The organism is Escherichia sp. WS1450 (genome assembly GCF_046487395.1).
GTDB classification, from domain to species: Bacteria; Pseudomonadota; Gammaproteobacteria; order Enterobacterales; family Enterobacteriaceae; genus Escherichia; species Escherichia coli.
The window spans coordinates 196519-219029 of record NZ_JBJQJO010000007.1 but is presented as its reverse complement, the minus strand read 5'-3'; the positions used below and the strand labels follow the sequence as shown (position 1 = coordinate 219029).

At 47.1% G+C, this 22511-nt stretch carries 21 protein-coding genes; 11 read left to right on the top strand and 10 right to left on the bottom strand.

Translation table 11 applies throughout. From position 1 onward, the window contains the following. The first annotated feature begins 108 nt into the window (after positions 1-108). A complete protein-coding gene (gene tal / locus ACJHYR_RS11290; protein ID WP_000130187.1) occupies positions 109-1062 on the top strand; it encodes a transaldolase in 954 nt (317 codons plus the stop codon). Positions 1063-1176: 114 nt separating this feature from the next. Further along, entirely contained in the window at positions 1177-1764 is a 588-nt protein-coding gene (mog, locus tag ACJHYR_RS11285; RefSeq protein ID WP_001094685.1) for a molybdopterin adenylyltransferase, read from the top strand. Positions 1765-1798: 34 nt separating this feature from the next. On the opposite strand, the gene satP is transcribed toward mog, so the two are convergent. The 3 genes from satP to ACJHYR_RS11270 all read right to left on the bottom strand — a co-directional run bounded on the left by satP (position 1799) and on the right by ACJHYR_RS11270 (position 3657). Beyond that, complete coding sequence (gene satP / locus ACJHYR_RS11280; protein ID WP_000528538.1) at positions 1799-2365, bottom strand: acetate uptake transporter; 567 nt, start codon at positions 2363-2365, stop codon at positions 1799-1801. 148 nt (positions 2366-2513) lie between these two features. Continuing rightward, positions 2514-3227: an acidic protein MsyB gene (msyB, locus tag ACJHYR_RS11275; RefSeq protein WP_001102367.1), complete on the bottom strand. Its 714-nt coding sequence runs from the start codon at positions 3225-3227 to the stop codon at positions 2514-2516. Between the two features lie 25 nt (positions 3228-3252). Next, a complete protein-coding gene (locus ACJHYR_RS11270; protein ID WP_000843584.1) occupies positions 3253-3657 on the bottom strand; it encodes a DUF2541 family protein in 405 nt (134 codons plus the stop codon). A 375-nt stretch (positions 3658-4032) separates the two neighbouring features. Here ACJHYR_RS11270 and dnaK point away from each other — a divergent pair, with 375 nt between their 5' ends. Further along, on the top strand, positions 4033-5949 hold the full coding sequence (gene dnaK, locus ACJHYR_RS11265; protein ID WP_000516135.1) for a molecular chaperone DnaK: 1917 nt from the start codon (positions 4033-4035) through the stop codon (positions 5947-5949). Positions 5950-6037: 88 nt separating this feature from the next. Continuing rightward, complete coding sequence (dnaJ, locus tag ACJHYR_RS11260; protein WP_001118464.1) at positions 6038-7168, top strand: molecular chaperone DnaJ; 1131 nt, start codon at positions 6038-6040, stop codon at positions 7166-7168. Between the two features lie 103 nt (positions 7169-7271). Here the strand turns inward: dnaJ and mokC are convergent, their stop codons facing one another. Further along, positions 7272-7424, bottom strand: a complete 153-nt coding sequence (mokC, locus tag ACJHYR_RS11255) for a type I toxin-antitoxin system toxin MokC (RefSeq protein WP_000809168.1) — start codon at positions 7422-7424, stop codon at positions 7272-7274. A 585-nt stretch (positions 7425-8009) separates the two neighbouring features. Here mokC and nhaA point away from each other — a divergent pair. Continuing rightward, a complete protein-coding gene (nhaA, locus tag ACJHYR_RS11250; protein ID WP_000681360.1) occupies positions 8010-9176 on the top strand; it encodes a Na+/H+ antiporter NhaA in 1167 nt (388 codons plus the stop codon). A gap of 65 nt (positions 9177-9241) precedes the next feature. Further along, positions 9242-10141 carry a transcriptional activator NhaR gene (gene nhaR / locus ACJHYR_RS11245; RefSeq protein ID WP_001300855.1) on the top strand — a complete coding sequence of 300 codons (900 nt, stop codon included), beginning with the start codon at positions 9242-9244 and terminating at the stop codon, positions 10139-10141. 37 nt (positions 10142-10178) lie between these two features. Here the strand turns inward: nhaR and ACJHYR_RS11240 are convergent, their stop codons facing one another. The 6 genes from ACJHYR_RS11240 to rpsT form a co-directional block, all read right to left on the bottom strand. Continuing rightward, positions 10179-11138 (bottom strand): hypothetical protein, encoded by a 960-nt coding sequence (locus ACJHYR_RS11240; protein WP_000871674.1) that lies wholly within the window; start codon positions 11136-11138, stop codon positions 10179-10181. A gap of 12 nt (positions 11139-11150) precedes the next feature. Next, positions 11151-13601, bottom strand: coding sequence for a fimbrial biogenesis outer membrane usher protein (locus ACJHYR_RS11235; protein ID WP_072837373.1), 2451 nt, complete (start codon positions 13599-13601; stop codon positions 11151-11153). A 12-nt stretch (positions 13602-13613) separates the two neighbouring features. After that, positions 13614-14297, bottom strand: coding sequence for a fimbria/pilus periplasmic chaperone (locus ACJHYR_RS11230; protein ID WP_001306194.1), 684 nt, complete (start codon positions 14295-14297; stop codon positions 13614-13616). Between the two features lie 49 nt (positions 14298-14346). Next, entirely contained in the window at positions 14347-14880 is a 534-nt protein-coding gene (locus tag ACJHYR_RS11225; RefSeq protein ID WP_000759930.1) for a fimbrial protein, read from the bottom strand. 301 nt (positions 14881-15181) lie between these two features. Beyond that, the gene (gene espX1 / locus ACJHYR_RS11220; protein WP_042028630.1) at positions 15182-16603 is read right to left on the bottom strand and encodes a type III secretion system effector EspX1; all 1422 of its coding nucleotides are present in this window, start codon (positions 16601-16603) and stop codon (positions 15182-15184) included. A 484-nt stretch (positions 16604-17087) separates the two neighbouring features. Continuing rightward, positions 17088-17351 (bottom strand): 30S ribosomal protein S20, encoded by a 264-nt coding sequence (gene rpsT, locus ACJHYR_RS11215; protein ID WP_001274021.1) that lies wholly within the window; start codon positions 17349-17351, stop codon positions 17088-17090. Between the two features lie 102 nt (positions 17352-17453). Here rpsT and ACJHYR_RS11210 point away from each other — a divergent pair, with 102 nt between their 5' ends. The 5 genes from ACJHYR_RS11210 to fkpB all read left to right on the top strand — a co-directional run bounded on the left by ACJHYR_RS11210 (position 17454) and on the right by fkpB (position 22511). Then, positions 17454-17672 (top strand): DUF2575 family protein, encoded by a 219-nt coding sequence (locus ACJHYR_RS11210; protein ID WP_001300728.1) that lies wholly within the window; start codon positions 17454-17456, stop codon positions 17670-17672. A gap of 7 nt (positions 17673-17679) precedes the next feature. Beyond that, complete coding sequence (gene ribF / locus ACJHYR_RS11205) at positions 17680-18621, top strand: bifunctional riboflavin kinase/FAD synthetase (protein ID WP_000767330.1); 942 nt, start codon at positions 17680-17682, stop codon at positions 18619-18621. A gap of 42 nt (positions 18622-18663) precedes the next feature. Beyond that, positions 18664-21480, top strand: coding sequence for an isoleucine--tRNA ligase (gene ileS, locus ACJHYR_RS11200; protein WP_001286869.1), 2817 nt, complete (start codon positions 18664-18666; stop codon positions 21478-21480). Beyond that, on the top strand, positions 21480-21974 hold the full coding sequence (lspA, locus tag ACJHYR_RS11195; protein WP_072837374.1) for a signal peptidase II: 495 nt from the start codon (positions 21480-21482) through the stop codon (positions 21972-21974). Before ileS ends, lspA begins: the two co-directional genes overlap by 1 nt. Positions 21975-22061: 87 nt before the next feature. Continuing rightward, on the top strand, positions 22062-22511 hold the full coding sequence (fkpB, locus tag ACJHYR_RS11190; RefSeq protein ID WP_000004655.1) for an FKBP-type peptidyl-prolyl cis-trans isomerase: 450 nt from the start codon (positions 22062-22064) through the stop codon (positions 22509-22511).

Sequence of the window (22511 nt, the reverse complement as noted above, 5' to 3'; positions counted from 1 at the left end):
GCCTGGCGATAACCGTCTTGTCGGCGGTTGCGCTGACGTTGCGTCGTGATATCATCAGGGCAGACCGGTTACATCCCCCTAACAAGCTGTTTAAAGAGAAATACTATCATGACGGACAAATTGACCTCCCTTCGTCAGTACACCACCGTAGTGGCCGACACTGGGGACATCGCGGCAATGAAGCTGTATCAACCGCAGGATGCCACAACCAACCCTTCTCTCATTCTTAACGCAGCGCAGATTCCGGAATACCGTAAGTTGATTGATGATGCTGTCGCCTGGGCGAAACAGCAGAGCAACGATCGCGCGCAGCAGATCGTGGACGCGACCGACAAACTGGCAGTAAATATTGGTCTGGAAATCCTGAAACTGGTTCCGGGCCGTATCTCAACTGAAGTTGATGCGCGTCTTTCCTATGACACCGAAGCGTCAATTGCGAAAGCAAAACGCCTGATCAAACTCTACAACGATGCAGGGATTAGCAACGATCGTATTCTGATCAAACTGGCTTCTACCTGGCAGGGTATCCGTGCTGCAGAACAGCTGGAAAAAGAAGGTATTAACTGTAACCTGACACTGCTGTTCTCCTTCGCTCAGGCTCGTGCTTGTGCGGAAGCGGGCGTGTTCCTGATCTCGCCGTTTGTTGGCCGTATTCTTGACTGGTACAAAGCGAATACCGACAAGAAAGAGTACGCTCCGGCAGAAGATCCGGGCGTGGTTTCTGTATCTGAAATCTACCAGTACTACAAAGAGCACGGTTATGAAACCGTGGTTATGGGCGCAAGCTTCCGTAACATCGGCGAAATTCTGGAACTGGCAGGTTGCGACCGTCTGACCATCGCACCGGCACTGCTGAAAGAGCTGGCTGAGAGCGAAGGGGCTATCGAACGTAAACTGTCTTACACCGGCGAAGTGAAAGCGCGTCCGGCGCGTATCACTGAGTCCGAGTTCCTGTGGCAGCACAACCAGGATCCAATGGCAGTAGATAAACTGGCGGAAGGTATCCGTAAGTTTGCTGTTGACCAAGAAAAACTGGAAAAAATGATCGGCGATCTGCTGTAATCATTCTTAGCGTGACCGGGAAGTCGGTCACGCTACCTCTTCTGAAGCCTGTCTGTCACTCCCTTCGCAGTGTATCATTCTGTTTAACGAGACTGTTTAAACGGAAAAATCTTGATGAATACTTTACGTATTGGCTTAGTTTCCATCTCTGATCGCGCATCCAGCGGCGTTTATCAGGATAAAGGCATCCCTGCGTTGGAAGAATGGCTGACATCGGCGCTAACCACGCCGTTTGAACTGGAAACCCGCTTAATCCCCGACGAGCAGGCGATCATCGAGCAAACGTTGTGTGAGCTGGTGGATGAAATGAGTTGCCATCTGGTGCTCACCACGGGCGGAACTGGCCCGGCGCGTCGTGACGTAACGCCCGATGCGACGCTGGCAGTAGCGGACCGCGAGATGCCAGGCTTTGGTGAACAGATGCGCCAGATCAGCCTGCATTTTGTACCAACTGCGATCCTTTCGCGTCAGGTGGGTGTGATTCGCAAACAGGCGCTGATCCTTAACTTACCCGGTCAGCCGAAGTCGATTAAAGAGACGCTGGAAGGTGTAAAGGACGCTGAGGGTAACGTTGTGGTGCACGGTATTTTTGCCAGCGTACCGTACTGCATTCAGTTGCTGGAAGGGCCATACGTTGAAACGGCACCGGAAGTGGTTGCTGCATTCAGACCGAAGAGTGCAAGACGCGAAGTTAGCGAATAAAAAAATCCCCCCGAGCGGGGGGATCTCAAAACAATTAGTGCGATTCACCAATCGGCAGAACGGTGCGACCAAACTGCTCGTTCAGCACTTCACCCATCGCCAGATAGATTGCGCTGGCACCGCAGATCAGACCAATCCAGCCGGCAAAGTGGATGATTGCGGCGTTACCGGCAATGTTACCGATCGCCAGCAGGGCAAACAGCACGGTCAGGCTAAAGAAAACGAATTGCAGAACGCGTGCGCCTTTCAGCGTGCCGAAGAACATAAACAGCGTAAATACGCCCCACAGACCCAGGTAGACACCAAGGAACTGTGCATTTGGCGCATCGGTCAGACCCAGTTTCGGCATCAGCAGAATCGCAACCAGCGTCAGCCAGAAAGAACCGTAAGAGGTGAATGCGGTTAAACCGAAAGTGTTGCCTTTTTTGTACTCCAGCAGACCAGCAAAAATTTGCGCGATGCCGCCGTAGAAAATGCCCATGGCAAGAATAATACCGTCAAGAGCGAAATAACCCACGTTGTGCAGGTTAAGCAGAATGGTGGTCATGCCGAAGCCCATCAGGCCCAGCGGTGCCGGATTAGCCAACTTAGTGTTGCCCATAATTCCTCAAAAATCATCATCGAATGAATGGTGAAATAATTTCCCTGAATAACTGTAGTGTTTTCAGGGCGCGGCATAATAATCAGCCAGTGGGGCAGTGTCTACGATCTTTTGAGGGGAAAATGAAAATTTTCCCCGGTTTCTGGTATCAGACCTGAGTGGCACTAACCATCCGGCGCAGGCAGGCGATTTGCAGTACGGCTGGAATCGTCACGCGATAGGCGCTGCCGCTGACCGCTTTAACCCCATTTAGTGCCGCGCCTACAGGGCCTCCCAGCCCCGCGCCGCGAAGCAAACCATGCCCAAGTACGCTCATTGCTGCGTGGGTGCGTAAAATGCGGGTCAATTGGCTGGAAAGCAAATGCGACACGCCTTTTGCCAATAATTTGTCTTTCATCAGCAGCGGCAGCAGCTCTTCCAGCTCATTCACCCTGGCATCGACCGCGTGCAGAAACTCCTGCTTATGTTCCTCGTCCATTTTCTTCCAGGTATTACGCAGAAATTGTTCCAGTAACTGTTGCTCAATTTCAAACGTAGACATCTCTTTGTCGGCTTTCAGCTTCAATCGTTTTGAAACATCGAGCAAAATGGCCCGATACAATTTACCGTGTCCGCGCAGTTTGTTGGCGATACTATCGCCACCAAAATGTTGTAATTCTCCGGCAATCAGCTGCCAGTTGCGGCGGTGTTGCTCGGGATGTCCTTCCATCGATTTAAACAGTTCGTTGCGCATCAGTACGCTGGAGAGGCGAGTTTTGCCTTTTTCATTATGGGTGAGCAGCCGGGCGAAATTTGCCAATTGTTCCTCACTACAATGCTGGAGAAAATCCAGATCTGAATCATTCAGGTAATTAACATTCATTTTTTGTGGCTTCTATATTCTGGCGTTAGTCGTCGCCGATAATTTTCAGCGTGGCCATATCCGATGAGTTCACCGTATGGCCGGAAAAGGTGATTTTTGAGACGCAGCGTTTATTGTCGTTATCGCTGTTAATGTTGATCCAGTCAGTGGTTTGCCCTTCTTTTATTTCTGAAGGAATATTCAGGCTCTGACTGGCGCTACGGGCGGCTTTGAAATAAACCGATGCACCGCTTAACTGCAAATCGCCATGGTCGGCTGAGAGTTGTATGCGTTTAACAATTCGGCAAACAGGAAGTTTCAGCGCCAGATCGTTGGTTTCGTTACGTGGCATTGCAATGACGCCGAGGATTTTATGGTCGTTTGCCTGCGCCGTGCAGCACAGCATCAGGCTAATCGCCAGGCTGGCGGAAAGCGTAAAAACGGATTTCATAAGGATTCTCTTAGTGGGGAGAGGTAGGGGATGAATACCCACTAGTTTACTGCTGATAAAGAGAAGATTCAGGTACGTAATATTTTCTTTTTATTACAATTTTTCTATGAATGTCTTGGCTGCTATTCATTCTCTATATGAATAAAATTGCTGTCAGTTTCATGTCTTGTTCTGGCATATCGCGAAATTTCTGCGCAAAAGCACAAAAAATTTTTGCATCTCCCCCTTGATGACGTGGGTTACGACCCCATTTAGTAGTCAACCGCAGTGAGTGAGTCTGCAAAAAAATGAAATTGGGCAGTTGAAACCAGACGTTTCGCCCCTATTACAGACTCACAACCACATGATGACCGAATATATAGTGGAGACGTTTAGATGGGTAAAATAATTGGTATCGACCTGGGTACTACCAACTCTTGTGTAGCGATTATGGATGGCACCACTCCTCGTGTACTGGAGAACGCCGAAGGCGATCGCACCACGCCTTCTATCATTGCCTATACCCAGGATGGTGAAACTCTGGTTGGTCAGCCGGCTAAACGTCAGGCAGTGACGAACCCGCAAAATACCCTGTTTGCGATTAAACGCCTGATTGGCCGCCGCTTCCAGGACGAAGAAGTACAGCGTGATGTTTCCATCATGCCGTTCAAAATTATTGCTGCTGATAACGGCGACGCATGGGTCGAAGTTAAAGGCCAGAAAATGGCACCGCCGCAGATCTCTGCTGAAGTGCTGAAAAAAATGAAGAAAACCGCTGAAGATTACCTGGGTGAACCGGTAACTGAAGCTGTTATCACCGTACCGGCATACTTTAACGATGCTCAGCGTCAGGCAACCAAAGACGCAGGCCGTATCGCTGGTCTGGAAGTAAAACGTATCATCAACGAACCGACCGCAGCTGCGCTGGCTTACGGTCTGGACAAAGGTACTGGCAACCGTACTATCGCGGTTTATGACCTGGGTGGTGGTACTTTCGATATTTCTATTATCGAAATCGACGAAGTTGACGGCGAAAAAACCTTCGAAGTTCTGGCAACCAACGGTGATACCCATCTGGGTGGTGAAGACTTCGACAGCCGTCTGATCAACTACCTGGTTGAAGAATTCAAGAAAGATCAGGGCATTGACCTGCGCAACGATCCGCTGGCAATGCAGCGCCTGAAAGAAGCGGCAGAAAAAGCGAAAATTGAGCTGTCTTCCGCTCAGCAGACCGACGTTAACCTGCCGTACATCACTGCAGACGCGACCGGTCCGAAACACATGAACATCAAAGTGACTCGTGCGAAACTGGAAAGCCTGGTTGAAGATCTGGTAAACCGTTCCATTGAGCCGCTGAAAGTTGCACTGCAGGACGCTGGCCTGTCCGTATCTGATATCGACGACGTTATCCTCGTTGGTGGTCAGACTCGTATGCCAATGGTTCAGAAGAAAGTTGCTGAGTTCTTTGGTAAAGAGCCGCGTAAAGACGTTAACCCGGACGAAGCTGTAGCAATCGGTGCTGCTGTTCAGGGTGGTGTTCTGACTGGTGACGTAAAAGACGTACTGCTGCTGGACGTTACCCCGCTGTCTCTGGGTATCGAAACCATGGGCGGTGTGATGACGACGCTGATCGCGAAAAACACCACTATCCCGACCAAGCACAGCCAGGTGTTCTCTACCGCTGAAGACAACCAGTCTGCGGTAACCATCCATGTGCTGCAGGGTGAACGTAAACGTGCAGCTGATAACAAATCTCTGGGTCAGTTCAACCTGGATGGTATCAACCCGGCACCGCGCGGCATGCCGCAGATCGAAGTTACCTTCGATATCGATGCTGACGGTATCCTGCACGTTTCCGCGAAAGATAAAAACAGCGGTAAAGAGCAGAAGATCACCATCAAGGCTTCTTCTGGTCTGAACGAAGATGAAATCCAGAAAATGGTACGCGACGCAGAAGCTAACGCCGAAGCTGACCGTAAGTTTGAAGAGCTGGTACAGACTCGCAACCAGGGCGACCATCTGCTGCACAGCACCCGTAAGCAGGTTGAAGAAGCAGGCGACAAACTGCCGGCTGACGACAAAACTGCTATCGAGTCTGCACTGACTGCACTGGAAACTGCTCTGAAAGGTGAAGACAAAGCCGCTATCGAAGCGAAAATGCAGGAACTGGCACAGGTTTCCCAGAAACTGATGGAAATCGCCCAGCAGCAACATGCCCAGCAGCAGACTGCCGGTGCTGATGCTTCTGCAAACAACGCGAAAGATGACGATGTTGTCGACGCTGAATTTGAAGAAGTCAAAGACAAAAAATAATCGCCCTATAAACGGGTAATTATACTGACACGGGCGAAGGGGTATTTCCTCTCCGCCCGTGCATTCATCTAGGGGCAATTTAAAAAAGATGGCTAAGCAAGATTATTACGAGATTTTAGGCGTTTCCAAAACAGCGGAAGAGCGTGAAATCAAAAAGGCCTACAAACGCCTGGCCATGAAATACCACCCGGACCGTAACCAGGGTGACAAAGAGGCCGAGGCGAAATTTAAAGAGATCAAGGAAGCTTATGAAGTTCTGACCGACTCGCAAAAACGTGCGGCATACGATCAGTATGGTCATGCTGCGTTTGAGCAAGGCGGCATGGGCGGCGGCGGTTTTGGCGGCGGCGCAGACTTCAGCGATATTTTTGGTGACGTTTTCGGCGATATTTTTGGCGGCGGACGTGGTCGTCAACGTGCGGCGCGCGGTGCTGATTTACGCTATAACATGGAGCTCACCCTAGAAGAAGCTGTACGTGGCGTGACCAAAGAGATCCGCATTCCGACTCTGGAAGAGTGTGACGTTTGCCACGGTAGCGGTGCAAAACCAGGTACACAGCCGCAGACCTGTCCGACCTGTCATGGTTCTGGTCAGGTGCAGATGCGCCAGGGTTTCTTTGCCGTGCAGCAGACCTGTCCACACTGTCAGGGCCGGGGTACGCTGATCAAAGATCCGTGCAACAAATGTCATGGTCATGGTCGTGTTGAGCGCAGCAAAACGCTGTCCGTTAAAATCCCGGCAGGGGTGGACACTGGAGACCGCATCCGTCTTGCGGGCGAAGGTGAAGCGGGCGAGCATGGCGCACCGGCAGGCGATCTGTACGTTCAGGTTCAGGTTAAACAGCACCCGATTTTCGAGCGTGAAGGCAACAACCTCTATTGCGAAGTCCCGATCAACTTCGCTATGGCGGCGCTGGGTGGCGAAATCGAAGTACCGACCCTTGATGGTCGCGTCAAACTGAAAGTGCCTGGCGAAACCCAGACCGGTAAGCTGTTCCGTATGCGCGGTAAAGGCGTCAAGTCTGTCCGCGGTGGCGCACAGGGTGATTTGCTGTGCCGCGTTGTCGTCGAAACACCGGTAGGTCTGAACGAGAAGCAGAAACAGCTGCTGCAAGAGCTGCAGGAAAGCTTCGGTGGCCCAACCGGCGAGCACAACAGCCCGCGTTCAAAGAGCTTCTTTGATGGTGTGAAGAAGTTTTTCGACGACCTGACTCGCTAACCTCCCCAAAAGCCTGCCCGTGGGCAGGCTTGGGTAAAAATAGGGTGCGTTGAAGATATGCGAGCACCTGTAAAGTGGCGGGGATCACTCCCCGCCGTTGCTCTTACTCGGATTCGTAAGCCGTGAAAACAGCAACCTCCGTCTGGCCAGTTCGGATGTGAACCTCACAGAGGTCTTTTCTCGTTACCAGCGCCGCCACTACGGCGGTGATACAGATGACGATCAGGGCGACAATCATCGCCTTATGCTGCTTCATTGCTCTCTTCTCCTTGACCTTACGGTCAGTAAGAGGCACTCTACATGTGTTCAGCATATAGGGGGCCTCGGGTTGATGGTAAAATATCACTCGGGGCTTTTCTCTATCTGCCGTTCAGCTAATGCCTGAGACAGACAGCCTCAAGCACCCGCCGCTATTATATCGCTCTCTTTAACCCATTCTGTTTTATCGATTCTAATCCTGAAGACGCCTCGCATTTTTATGGCGTAATTTTTTAATGATTTAATTATTTAACTTTAATTTATCTCTTCATCGCAATTATTGTCGACAAACTGGATTATTTTTGAAATATTGGCCTAACAAACATCGCAGACTGACAACAAATTAATTATTACTTTTCCTAATTAATCCCTCAGAAATCCTGACCTTAAGCTATGATTATCAGGGCTTAGGGTCACACGTCAGCGCTTACAGCCGTCAAAAACTCATCTCATCACTGATGACGCAAATCCTTCAATGGCTCGTAAAAAGCGAATTATTCCTACACTATAATCTGATTTTAACGATGATTCGTGCGGGGTAAAATAGTAAAAACGATCTATTCACCTGAAAGAGAAATAAAAAGTGAAACATCTGCATCGATTCTTTAGCAGTGATGCCTCGGGAGGCATTATTCTTATCATTGCCGCTATCCTGGCGATGATTATGGCCAATAGCGGCGCAACCAGTGGATGGTATCACGACTTTCTGGAGACGCCGGTTCAGCTCCGGGTTGGTTCACTCGAAATCAACAAAAACATGCTGTTATGGATAAATGACGCGCTGATGGCGGTATTTTTCCTGTTAGTCGGTTTGGAAGTTAAACGTGAACTGATGCAAGGATCGCTAGCCAGCTTACGCCAGGCCGCATTTCCAGTTATCGCCGCTATTGGTGGGATGATTGTGCCGGCATTGCTCTATCTGGCCTTTAACTATGCCGATCCGATTACCCGCGAAGGGTGGGCGATCCCGGCGGCTACTGACATTGCCTTTGCACTTGGTGTGCTGGCGCTGTTGGGAAGTCGTGTTCCGTTAGCGCTGAAGATCTTTTTGATGGCTCTGGCTATTATCGACGATCTTGGGGCCATCATTATCATCGCATTGTTCTACACTAATGACTTATCGATGGCCTCTCTTGGTGTCGCGGCTGTAGCAATTGCGGTACTCGCGGTATTGAATCTGTGTGGTGTACGCCGCACGGGCGTCTATATTCTGGTTGGCGTGGTGTTGTGGACTGCGGTGTTGAAATCGGGGGTTCACGCAACCCTGGCGGGGGTAATTGTCGGCTTCTTTATTCCTTTGAAAGAGAAGCATGGGCGTTCTCCAGCGAAGCGACTGGAGCATGTGTTGCACCCGTGGGTGGCGTATCTGATTTTACCGCTGTTTGCATTTGCTAATGCTGGCGTTTCACTGCAAGGCGTCACGCTGGATGGCTTGACCTCCATTCTGCCATTGGGGATCATCGCTGGCTTGCTGATTGGCAAACCGCTGGGGATTAGTCTGTTCTGCTGGTTGGCGCTGCGTTTGAAATTGGCGCATCTGCCTGAGGGAACGACTTATCAGCAAATTATGGCGGTGGGGATCCTGTGCGGTATCGGTTTTACTATGTCTATCTTTATTGCCAGCCTGGCCTTTGGTAGCGTAGATCCAGAACTGATTAACTGGGCGAAACTCGGTATCCTGGTCGGTTCTATCTCTTCGGCGGTAATTGGATACAGCTGGTTACGCGTTCGTTTGCGTCCATCAGTTTGACAGGACGGTTTACCGGGGAGCCATAAACGGCTCCCTTTTCATTGTTATCAGGGAGAGAAATGAGCATGTCTCATATCAATTACAACCACTTGTATTACTTCTGGCATGTCTATAAAGAAGGTTCCGTGGTTGGCGCAGCGGAGGCGCTTTATTTAACACCACAAACCATTACCGGACAGATTCGGGCGCTGGAAGAGCGCCTGCAAGGCAAATTATTTAAGCGCAAGGGACGTGGCCTCGAGCCCAGCGAGCTGGGAGAGCTGGTCTATCGCTATGCCGATAAAATGTTCACCTTAAGCCAGGAAATGCTGGATATCGTGAACTATCGCAAAGAATCCAATTTATTGTTTGACGTTGGCGTGGCTGATGCACTTTCTAAACGCCTGGTCAGTAGCGTACTTAACGCCGCAGTGGTAGAAGGCGAGCCGATTCATCTTCGCTGCTTCGAATCCACCCACGAAATGCTGCTGGAGCAATTAAGTCAGCATAAACTGGATATGATCATTTCCGACTGTCCGATAGATTCTACGCAGCAGGAAGGTCTGTTCTCCGTGAGAATTGGCGAATGTGGCGTGAGTTTCTGGTGTACAAATCCACCACCGGAAAAACCGTTCCCGGCTTGTCTGGAAGAACGGCGGCTTTTGATTCCTGGGCGACGTTCAATGTTAGGGCGCAAATTGCTTAACTGGTTTAACTCCCAGGGATTAAACGTAGAAATCCTCGGCGAGTTTGATGATGCCGCGTTGATGAAAGCTTTTGGTGCGATGCACAATGCAATCTTCGTTGCCCCAACGCTTTATGCATATGACTTTTATGCCGATAAAACTGTCGTAGAAATTGGTCGCGTCGAAAATGTGATGGAAGAGTACCATGCTATTTTTGCTGAGCGGATGATTCAGCACCCGGCGGTACAGCGAATCTGCAATACGGATTATTCTGCGCTTTTTAGCCCAGCGGCACGTTAATCGGCAGCTCCCCCAAAGTTAAGGTGGGGGAGATAGATTAGTTGTACATTACCACGATTTTGACTCGGCTCATTATTTGCCCGCTTGAGACATTGTTTCCATATGTACGCGGGCGAATAAATAGAGGAATCTGATTACTTCCTTCATGGGGATGCTGAAAAGAGTAGTAATTGCTTTTACCATACTGGATTTCATTCGTACCATCATTGGAGAGTTGAAAGCCTATTTGACCCGCACCGTCCTCACTGTTTTCTAAATCATTTTTTAATATGCTGGTTCCTGACTCCTGTATCGTCACTGGCTCAAAGTAATATTCAACATCACTGGGTTCAAAAACTAATTCACCTTGCTCACCCTGGATACAGTCAAATCTTATATGATGAAACTGATAATTTTCATTATTGATACGAGACAGTACAAATCGTCCAGTGTCGATGGATTGATCTTCAAAACCACAGGTCATTAAATTTACCTGTAAAATAGTATTTAAATTAAAATTAAAGCGGACGCTATTACAATTAGTATTATTCCCTGTGCATGAACTCACTTCAATTTCGAACAGCAAAGGAAAAGGAGTTCCTGGAAAAATATCTGCGGTGTCAGAACTATCTGATACAGATGCGATAGAATATGGAATGGTGAAATTTATCGCAGATAGCATTTCTTCTAAATTATAAGATAACTTCCCTGGAAGCTCTATTTTTTTACCGTCAGATTCAAAGGGGAAATTAATAATGTAATGACGACTTCCGACTTTAAACCTTAAAGCGTTCTGTGTTAAAAAATGAACTTTAATGGCGTTGGTCGTCTCTTGCAAGTCTGCACACTCAATGATATTCCCGGGGTTTTCAATTTTCTCGGCAGTTAGATTACCTTTCATACTCAGTGGCTTGAGTATATATGTTCCACGTTGTTCACCGACATTGGTCACTGCACAGGGAGCACTTTGCACAATAAAAGAATATAGACTCAAGGTGATTAATAAAAGCCACTTCATAGTAAACTCCTTTTACTGGCATATATATGTTTTGTTTTCATCGATAACGTGTTGAAAAGTAATAGTACAGAATAAGTTCTGTTCATCATTGAGAGCAACTTTGATGCCAGTGGGAATTTCATCTACGCGAATAAAAAGGCGACTACCCTGGCCAACGACTCCAATATTGTTTTCCTGGAGATCCAGTACGTCATAGCCAAAGGTTAATGGCGAACCATCGGGACGCAGTGCCTGTATATACCAGGGCTTACGTTGGTCAGTTGTAAACTGCACATAAGAAACTGCTCCACGGTAAGGCGCAATAATTTGACGATTGCCCTGCAATTCTGTTTCACTTTCACTGTTTGCTATATCAAGTACCAGATGGTTTTCACGATGAGGTATCATCAGGTCGTAAACAACCTGGCCTTTGCTGTTTGTTCGGTTGTATTTTTGTCCATTAATATGCGCGCCTTCTAACCCAGGCGCATCCAGAATTGCAAATGTATCGGATAACTGGTTAGTTATATTAATACCACCGGGCCAGACAACTAATCCACTACTAATACTTCCACCACTTTGCCAGGCGTTTTTAGAATGGCTATAGCTGCCATCTATTGTGGCGATGGGAGTTCTCCAGCTTAAATTCGTACCAAGCGAGGTATCATTATTTTGTTGTTGCTGATTAACATATATACCATAATTTAACTGATCATGTTCACCGGCTATGCCAGTAATTCCAGTATTGTTGGAGGAATAGCCATCTTTGGAAAATGAGGTCGAATTCGATAAGTTAATTTGGTGACGTGTTTTGGCAATATCATCCCCCCAGTAGAAAGGAATGGAGATAAACAGATTAAAACGCTCCTCTTCTTTGTCGTTTTCATCATAGGATTGGCTGGCAGAGAAAGTATAACTGATGCGTTGCCAGCTATTGGAATAACTGAATTGGTAATCTTTAGCATTTCCACTTCGCCCCCAGTAATTCCGCCAAAGTGCACTTAATGATACATTTCCCAGATTATTGGATAAAGGTTGCATGATATTGGCAGAAAGGCTATTTTTTCTGCCAATATCATAAAAATCGTCATCATCACTCTGATGATTTATTTTATCATTTTCGTAAAGATGGTCGCTGAATGTCCTGTAATCCTGCGAAGCATAACGCCAGGCGGCCACGCTAAAGTGAGTAGCCGTTTGCAATAGATATTTATTATAGGCGACCTGATAGCTCGTACCTTCGTGTCTGGTATCATTATTTAACTTACTACTCGATCGGGTAGCATCAAAAGAGATTGCTCCCAGCGGTGTATTCCAACCATTTCCCAGAGTTATAGCATTATAGTTATCGGATAAAATCGTACCGCCATAAAGTGTCAAAAGATTGTTGAGGCCATATATATAATTTGCCTCGAGAAAGTCCTCCTGATTCTTGACACCATATATCTGACTGCGTCCGGCGATAAAATCGAAATTTGAAACACCAGGTTGCAGCATATTGGGCACGGAAGAGTAGGGCACCAAAAAGGAACGAACACTACCATCTGCTTCCTTAATGCTGACATCGAGATCAGAGCCGCTGCCCGAAAGTTGCAAATCTGCGATAGTAAATGGTCCTGGGGGAACCTCTTTTTGGTAAATGGTATAGCCATTTTGCGAAACCGTTATCAAGGCGTTACTTTGCGCAACACCTTGTACTAAAGGTGTAAAGCTTTGCATAGAATCAGGTAGCATTTGCATATCGCGAAATAAGCGTATTCCGCTAAATCGCAGAGAGTCGAATATGAGTGAGGATGTGTAATTTTCTCCTATCTGAACTGTGCTTAATATTTGCGACCAGCCACGTTCCAGGTAAAGAGTATTACTTTGCCATTTGCCTTTCATATCATCAGGTTTGCTATAACTGGCATCAGAGTGTAACTGCCAACTAAATAAATTTAATCCGCTGTTGAACCGGCCATAACTGGTTGTATTACTGTTATTATTGCTGTCATAAGAGCGATACTGACTTAAATTATAGGAGGTATAAAAAGCATCAATGCCGCGATCCCAACTTTCCGGGGGAACGTAACCTCTTTCAAGTTCATTGATATACGCCTGTGGGATCGTTAAATTTAGTCGGTGTTCACTGATATCCCACTGATATTGTCCACCATGAACCGCTTCATCCAGTAAAATACAATTATCTTCTGTATTGAGATTATCGGTCTTTACCCCCAGTGTGGTTAGTAGCACCTTAGGCAGACATGGTTTGGCTGGTGACTCTGGGATCGTGATATCTTGTTTCCCACGCCACTGGTGGTTTACATAAACATCAAGTTCGTAGTTTCCCGGAAGAGGTTGTTTATTATCGAAACGATATTCGGAAACTTTTTCTCCTCTCATGCCGCCGATCATAAAGTGTGTATCAAAAGTTTCTTCAGCATAACCCGGAAAAGAATACAAAAAAATAATAGCAGCGACCCATCGTGTCGTCCTTAACATGACTTTTTCCTGTTATCGTGCGGCGATTTTACTATGGATGTTATTCCCGTAATCATCAACTACCGTTAGTTCATATTCTGATGCGTGGTTATTTTTTAATGTAATGTCGTTATTCGAAAATGGAGGCAGTAAGATACTTTCATTATTAACTTTCACGTTTTGTGCTTTGATAGTTGTAACCGTTATCCAGTTGGCTGTTTCGTTGTTTATTGAGATGGCGTTATTTTTCTTTTTGATATTTAATTGAGAAAGGCTTTTTTTATCTACCGGAGCTATTCCGCTTGGACGCCAAAGTAACTTTATACGGTTTTGCAATGCAAGTTTAATTTTGTTTTTTCCTGCATTTTGTGGGTTGTTTGGAGGGATATCCAGAACATTTAGATAAAATAAACTTTCTTTATTGTGAGGCAAATTGTTTGGCATTTTTCTTATTTTAAGTTGTTGGCCAGAACCACCTGCTACACGACTTACTGGCGGTGTGAGAATAAATGGGACCTGAATTTTTTCTGGCGCGATAGTTGTGTTCCCATCATCGATCCATGCCTGAATTAAAGAGGCATTTTTACTTTGATTCATTAACTGTACGAGAACTTCTCTGTTTTTTTCCGGATAAATAATGCGCGTACCATAGATGACCACACCGGCATGAACAGGTAAAATAAAAAATGACATCAGTAATGCTGTTATTATTCTCACGTAACCACTCCGTAAATAATACCGGTAGCAGAGCTACCGGCAAAAAACGTTAATCTGCACTGATTTTAATCGTTACGGTTGACTCTACAGAGCCTTTTGTAACAGGATTGCCACTTGTGCGGGCATATTGTGCACTTAAATTAAGAACATATTGACCAGAGCCATTATCTTTCAGCGGTGTTTTTAACCCCGGTCTCATTCTGGTCAAAGTCCCATCATCGAGGAAAATGGCAAAGCCAATGTTCTCAGCAGTTCCTTTATTCAGCGTAAAGTTATTAGCATCAAACTCTGATGCTAGCACTTCGATACTTGGGGCTGTATTGCCGTCACACTGAATTTCTAAGTCATGAGAGGTTGAACCGGTTTTTAAAGTGTAGATTTCATTATTGATAAGTTGATTCATTGCACTGGTTACAACATCTTCGACAACGATATCTGTTGTCGAATCACCATTAACAAAGTAACACGTTGTATCAACAACTTCTCCTCTAATGGTTAGTGTTCCTTGATCGACATCCTTGGCGAAGGTTGTTGCGCTAAACATCAACGTTGTCGCAACGAAGGGAATAATATACTTTTTCATAAATCATCCTTAATTAACTGGTATGGAAGGTCACTCGTTGTCAAACCCGATTATGTGATCAGGTTGTTATTATTTAGATTAATGTTTAAGTTTTTTAATTTCTTGATGTGAAGTTGATGAAAGTTTGAAAATTTAATATTCTTAATTGTTCCCTTCTTTATAATAAGAGCAAGTTTCCATCATTAGAATGACAGAGTAGGATGTTTCAGAGCATGCTTCAGATTATTTTTTATTTCTCTGCAGTGAATTAATAATCATCACAGATAATTTCATTCTGAAATTACTTCTTTTTTGGGGTGTTTTAATTGTGATGAGCTATGTTTTTCATAAGGAACATACACTCGTTGATGCTTTTAAGGTATTTTCTCATTTCTGGGGATGTTTTGTCGTAATCGTGCATAAACTTTTTCAGTTCTTTATACACATCATTATTTAGCTTTACATTGTCGCGAACTAAAGTTTGTATCAATGGTATCAAAATTTCGAAACGGGACGGTTTGTCATCAATACTTGCCAGGGTTTTGAATACTCCTGTGTATCTGTAACCCAGGTGCTTATTGACAAGTTGAGTGGTCCATCGACCAGGCATAATATCTTCACAGAGCAAATTTTTTATTCTGGTATTAGTGAATGATGCTCCAAATATGTTGCTTTTTTTAATGAATAGATTATTAATTTCTCCATTTGAAAAGATGGTATTTGATAAGTCGCTTTCAAAACATGATATATTGGATAATATACAACCAAAATAATACCCATATGAAAGGTTGCTCTTTTCTATTGTTATATTTGATAGCGACATTTTATGTATATTGATATTAGGGGAAGTCAAATACTGGATCTTTTGATCGTTAAGTTCATACATCTCCAGTGATTTATTATAGGGTAATAAAAGTATAAATTCCTTTACGTTATCTCCGCAGTAAGAAAAGACAACATCAAATTTATTGGTCATCGTGTTTTCAGTTGAGCAGTAAGCTGATTTTTCTATTAATCGACTGGATGTGCTTTTAAATAAAGCTGATTTTTCACATAGTTGTGAATATGCAATATTGCTAGTTTTAAAATTCTGCCATATTATTCCCTGGTTATCATCTATCGATGAGGAGGGAATTTTATTACATTGATCATTGTATAGCTCTGGAAAAATATTTTTTTTGATTAGCTTTTTGATTTCCTGGTTAAGGTGACTTTTTTTCTTGTCTATTTCACTGTATTTTGCATTTTGTGACGTCTCCTGATGATAAAAAAATGACTGGAGATGTTTGCAGGCCTCATAAAATATCTCAGGAATATATAGCTGTGGGTATATTTCCTGGCTGAAGTTTACCTTTAAAAACTTAATGAATTTTTCATGGCATTCTTGATATATCTTAATCTCTTCAGAAAGACATTCGCTTGTTCTGTCATCAAAAACATCCAATCTAAGTAATGTGATTTCTTTGTGTTTAAAAAAAGAAAATTGAACTGTATTTTCTATGAGTTTACATCTATAAAAATGCGCATCTCTTAGATGAGTGTATTGAAAAAAATGATGAAGGACTGGAGATGGTTTAGGCAAATCCTGGCTTCTAAAAAAGTCATCAAACAAAATTAAGAACTCGGTTTTATACTCGCAAAATACTTTTATTAACTCATTTTGTCTTGTTTTATTTATTATTACATCATCTACTATATTTGATTTATAAAGACAACGTGGTGAGATTGAGATACCATCTGTCATTATCAGTCCTTGAAGTTGATGAATTTTTTTTAATTTAATTTATGAGTGAATGTGAGGACTATCAAAAATCGCTCATTAATTTTAAGAAGTACAATATAAATAGGTAGTTAACCTGTGTTGATTACTGTTAATAATTTACAAGGTCTAATAAGGAGATATTTATGAATCGTTAAAGTGTATAGGAATTTAATTCAAAAATAGAGTGGTCTTAAGTTTAATACCTCAATGTGTATCACAATCTCCACATTCTGTGTAGGGGGAGTCTGAAGATTGAGTAGATATTCTTATTCAGAATGTATCAGCAGATGATTCTACGATTTTTAAGCCACGAAGAGTTCAGAGAGTGTAACGGCATGTCTGCAAGAACCAGCATCTTTTGACTATCTGGCAACCGGCAGTGTGTTTTCTCACGCATCACAAAAGCAGCAGGCATAAAAAAACCCGCTTGCGCGGGCTTTTTCACAAAGCTTCAGCAAATTGGCGATTAAGCCAGTTTGTTGATCTGTGCAGTCAGGTTAGCCTTATGACGTGCAGCTTTGTTTTTGTGGATCAGACCTTTAGCAGCCTGACGGTCCACGATCGGTTGCATTTCGTTAAATGCTTTCTGTGCAGCAGCTTTGTCGCCAGCTTCGATAGCTGCGTATACTTTCTTGATGAAAGTACGCATCATAGAGCGACGGCTTGCGTTGTGCTTACGAGCCTTTTCAGACTGAATGGCGCGCTTCTTAGCTGATTTGATATTAGCCAAGGTCCAACTCCCAAATGTGTTCTATATGGACAATTCAAAGGCCGAGGAATATGCCCTTTTAGCCTTCTTTTGTCAATGGATTTGTGCAAATAAGCGCCGTTAATGTGCCGGCACTCGTTACGTAGTGATGGCGCAGGATTCTACCAGCTTGCGGGGTGTGAATACAGCTTTTCCGCGATAAAAATTGCAGCAGGTGGTCAGTTTCTTCCCGTGATTTGCGCCATGGCAATGAAAAGCCACTTCTTTCTGATTTCGGTACTCAATCGCCGGTTAACCTTGACCGCTGTACAAGGTATACTCGGACGATTTTCACTGTTTTGAGCCAGACATGAAGCTGATACGCGGCATACATAATCTCAGCCAGGCCCCGCAAGAAGGGTGTGTGCTGACTATTGGTAATTTCGACGGCGTGCATCGCGGTCATCGCGCGCTGTTACAGGGCTTGCAGGAAGAAGGGCGCAAGCGAAACTTACCGGTGATGGTGATGCTTTTTGAACCTCAACCACTGGAACTGTTTGCTACCGATAAAGCCCCGGCACGGCTGACCCGGCTGCGGGAAAAACTACGTTACCTTGCAGAGTGTGGCGTTGATTACGTGCTGTGCGTACGTTTCGACAGGCGTTTCGCGGCGTTAACCGCGCAAAATTTCATCAGCGATCTTCTGGTGAAGCATTTGCGCGTAAAATTTCTTGCTGTAGGGGATGATTTCCGCTTTGGCGCTGGTCGTGAAGGCGATTTCTTGTTATTACAGAAAGCTGGCATGGAATACGGCTTCGATATCACCAGTACGCAAACTTTTTGCGAAGGTGGCGTGCGTATCAGCAGCACCGCCGTGCGTCAGGCCCTTGCGGATGACAATCTGGCTCTGGCAGAAAGTTTACTGGGGCACCCGTTTGCCATCTCCGGGCGTGTAGTCCACGGTGATGAATTAGGGCGCACTATAGGTTTCCCGACGGCGAATGTACCGCTGCGCCGTCAGGTTTCCCCGGTGAAAGGGGTTTATGCGGTAGAAGTGCTGGGTCTCGGTGAAAAGCCGTTACCCGGCGTGGCAAACATCGGAACACGCCCAACGGTTGCCGGTATTCGCCAGCAGCTGGAAGTGCATTTGTTAGATGTTGCAATGGACCTTTACGGTCGCCATATACAAGTAGTGCTGCGTAAAAAAATACGCAATGAGCAGCGATTTGCGTCGCTGGACGAACTGAAAGCGCAGATTGCGCGTGATGAATTAACCGCCCGCGAACTTTTTGGGCTAACAAAACCGGCTTAAGCCTGTTATGTAATCAAACCGAAACACGGAACCGAGAATCTGATGAGTGACTATAAATCAACCCTGAATTTGCCGGAAACAGGGTTCCCGATGCGTGGCGATCTCGCCAAGCGCGAACCGGGAATGCTGGCGCGTTGGACTGATGATGATCTGTACGGCATCATCCGTGCGGCTAAAAAAGGCAAAAAAACCTTCATTCTGCATGATGGCCCTCCTTATGCGAATGGCAGCATTCATATTGGTCACTCGGTTAACAAGATTCTGAAAGACATTATCGTGAAGTCCAAAGGGCTTTCCGGTTATGACTCGCCGTATGTGCCTGGCTGGGACTGTCATGGTCTGCCAATCGAACTGAAAGTAGAGCAAGAATACGGTAAGCCGGGGGAGAAATTCACCGCCGCTGAGTTCCGCGCCAAGTGCCGCGAATACGCTGCGACCCAGGTTGACGGTCAGCGCAAAGACTTTATCCGTCTGGGCGTGCTGGGTGACTGGTCCCACCCGTACCTGACCATGGACTTCAAAACTGAAGCCAATATCATCCGCGCGCTGGGCAAAATCATCGGCAACGGTCACCTGCACAAAGGCGCGAAGCCGGTACACTGGTGCGTTGACTGCCGTTCTGCGCTGGCGGAAGCGGAAGTTGAGTATTACGACAAAACTTCTCCGTCCATCGACGTTGCTTTCCAGGCGGTCGATCAGGATGCGCTGAAAGCAAAATTTGCCGTAAGCAACGTTAACGGCCCAATCTCGCTGGTGATCTGGACCACTACGCCGTGGACTCTGCCTGCGAACCGCGCAATCTCTATTGCACCTGATTTCGACTATGCGCTGGTGCAGATCGACGGTCAGGCCGTGATTCTGGCGAAAGATCTGGTTGAAAGCGTAATGCAGCGTATCGGCGTGACCGATTACACCATTCTCGGCACGGTAAAAGGTGCGGAGCTTGAGCTGCTGCGCTTTACCCATCCGTTTATGGGCTTCGACGTTCCGGCAATCCTCGGCGATCACGTTACCCTGGATGCCGGTACCGGTGCCGTTCACACCGCGCCTGGCCACGGCCCGGACGACTATGTGATCGGTCAGAAATACGGCCTGGAAACCGCTAACCCGGTTGGCCCGGACGGCACTTATCTGCCGGGTACTTACCCGACGCTGGATGGCGTGAACGTTTTCAAAGCGAACGACATCGTTGTTGCGCTGCTGCAGGAAAAAGGCGCGCTGTTGCACGTTGAGAAAATGCAGCACAGCTATCCGTGCTGCTGGCGTCACAAAACGCCGATCATCTTCCGCGCGACGCCGCAGTGGTTCGTCAGCATGGATCAGAAAGGTCTGCGTGCGCAGTCACTGAAAGAGATCAAAGGCGTGCAGTGGATCCCGGACTGGGGCCAGGCGCGTATCGAGTCGATGGTTGCTAACCGTCCTGACTGGTGTATCTCCCGTCAGCGCACCTGGGGCGTACCGATGTCACTGTTCGTGCATAAAGACACGGAAGAGCTGCATCCGCGTACCCTCGAACTGATGGAAGAAGTGGCTAAACGCGTTGAAGTTGACGGCATCCAGGCGTGGTGGGATCTCGATGCGAAAGAGCTCCTCGGCGACGAAGCTGATCAGTACGTGAAAGTGCCGGATACTCTCGACGTATGGTTTGACTCCGGATCTACCCACTCTTCCGTTGTTGACGTGCGTCCGGAATTTGCCGGTCACGCTGCGGACATGTATCTGGAAGGTTCAGACCAGCACCGTGGCTGGTTCATGTCCTCTCTGATGATCTCTACCGCGATGAAGGGCAAAGCACCGTATCGTCAGGTACTGACCCACGGCTTTACCGTGGATGGTCAGGGCCGCAAGATGTCTAAATCCATCGGCAACACCGTTTCGCCGCAGGATGTGATGAACAAACTGGGCGCGGATATTCTGCGTCTGTGGGTGGCATCAACTGACTACACCGGTGAAATGGCCGTTTCTGACGAGATCCTGAAACGTGCTGCCGACAGCTATCGTCGTATCCGTAACACCGCGCGCTTCCTGCTGGCAAACCTGAACGGTTTTGATCCGGCAAAAGATATGGTGAAACCGGAAGAGATGGTGGTACTGGATCGCTGGGCCGTAGGTTGTGCGAAAGCGGCACAGGAAGACATCCTCAAGGCGTACGAAGCATACGATTTCCACGAAGTGGTACAGCGTCTGATGCGCTTCTGCTCCGTTGAGATGGGTTCCTTCTACCTCGACATCATCAAAGACCGTCAGTACACCGCCAAAGCGGACAGTGTGGCGCGTCGTAGCTGCCAGACAGCGCTGTATCACATCGCGGAAGCGCTGGTGCGCTGGATGGCACCAATCCTCTCCTTCACCGCTGATGAAGTGTGGGGCTACCTGCCGGGTGAACGTGAAAAATACGTCTTCACCGGCGAGTGGTACGAAGGCCTGTTTGGTCTGGCAGACAGTGAAGCGATGAACGATGCGTTCTGGGACGAGCTGTTGAAAGTGCGTGGCGAAGTGAACAAAGTCATTGAGCAAGCGCGTGCCGACAAGAAAGTGGGTGGCTCGCTGGAAGCGGCAGTGACCTTGTTCGCAGAACCGGAACTGGCGGCGAAACTGACCGCGCTGGGCGATGAATTACGATTTGTCCTGTTGACCTCCGGCGCTACCGTTGCAGACTATAACGACGCACCTGCTGATGCCCAGCAGAGCGAAGTACTCAAAGGGCTGAAAGTCGCGTTGAGTAAAGCCGAAGGTGAGAAGTGCCCACGCTGCTGGCACTATACCCAGGATGTCGGCAAGGTGGCGGAACACGCAGAAATCTGCGGCCGCTGTGTCAGCAACGTCGCCGGTGACGGTGAAAAACGTAAGTTTGCCTGATGATTCAATCGATCTGTTCAACAGGGCTACGCTGGCTGTGGCTGGTGGTAGTCGTGCTGATTATCGATCTGGGCAGCAAATACCTGATCCTCCAGAACTTTGCTCTGGGGGATACGGTCCCGCTGTTCCCGTCGCTTAATCTGCATTATGCGCGTAACTATGGCGCGGCGTTTAGTTTCCTTGCCGATAGCGGCGGCTGGCAGCGTTGGTTCTTTGCCGGTATTGCGATTGGTATTAGCGTGATCCTGGCAGTGATGATGTATCGCTCGAAGGCCACGCAGAAGCTAAACAATATCGCTTACGCGCTGATTATTGGCGGCGCACTGGGCAACCTGTTCGACCGCCTGTGGCACGGCTTCGTTGTCGATATGATCGACTTCTACGTCGGCGACTGGCACTTCGCCACCTTCAACCTTGCCGATACTGCCATCTGTGTCGGTGCGGCACTGATTGTGCTGGAAGGTTTTTTGCCTTCTAAAGCGAAAAAACAATAATAAACCCTGCCGGATAAGGCCTACAGATTGCTGCGAAATCGTAGGCTGCATCCGGCAAAAATCCTCAAAATATAAGAGCAAACCTGCATGTCTGAATCTGTACAGAGCAATAGCGCCGTCCTGGTGCACTTCACGCTGAAACTCGACGATGGCACCACCGCCGAGTCTACCCGCAACAACGGTAAACCGGCGCTATTCCGCCTGGGCGATGCTTCTCTTTCCGAAGGGCTGGAGCAACACCTGCTGGGGCTGAAAGTGGGCGATAAAACCACTTTCTCGCTGGAGCCAGATGCGGCGTTTGGCGTGCCGTCACCGGATCTGATTCAGTACTTCTCCCGCCGTGAGTTTATGGATGCAGGCGAGCCAGAAATTGGCGCAATCATGCTTTTTACCGCAATGGATGGCAGTGAGATGCCTGGCGTGATCCGCGAAATTAACGGCGACTCCATTACCGTTGATTTCAACCATCCGCTGGCCGGGCAGACCGTTCATTTTGATATTGAAGTGCTGGAAATCGATCCGGCACTGGAGGCGTAA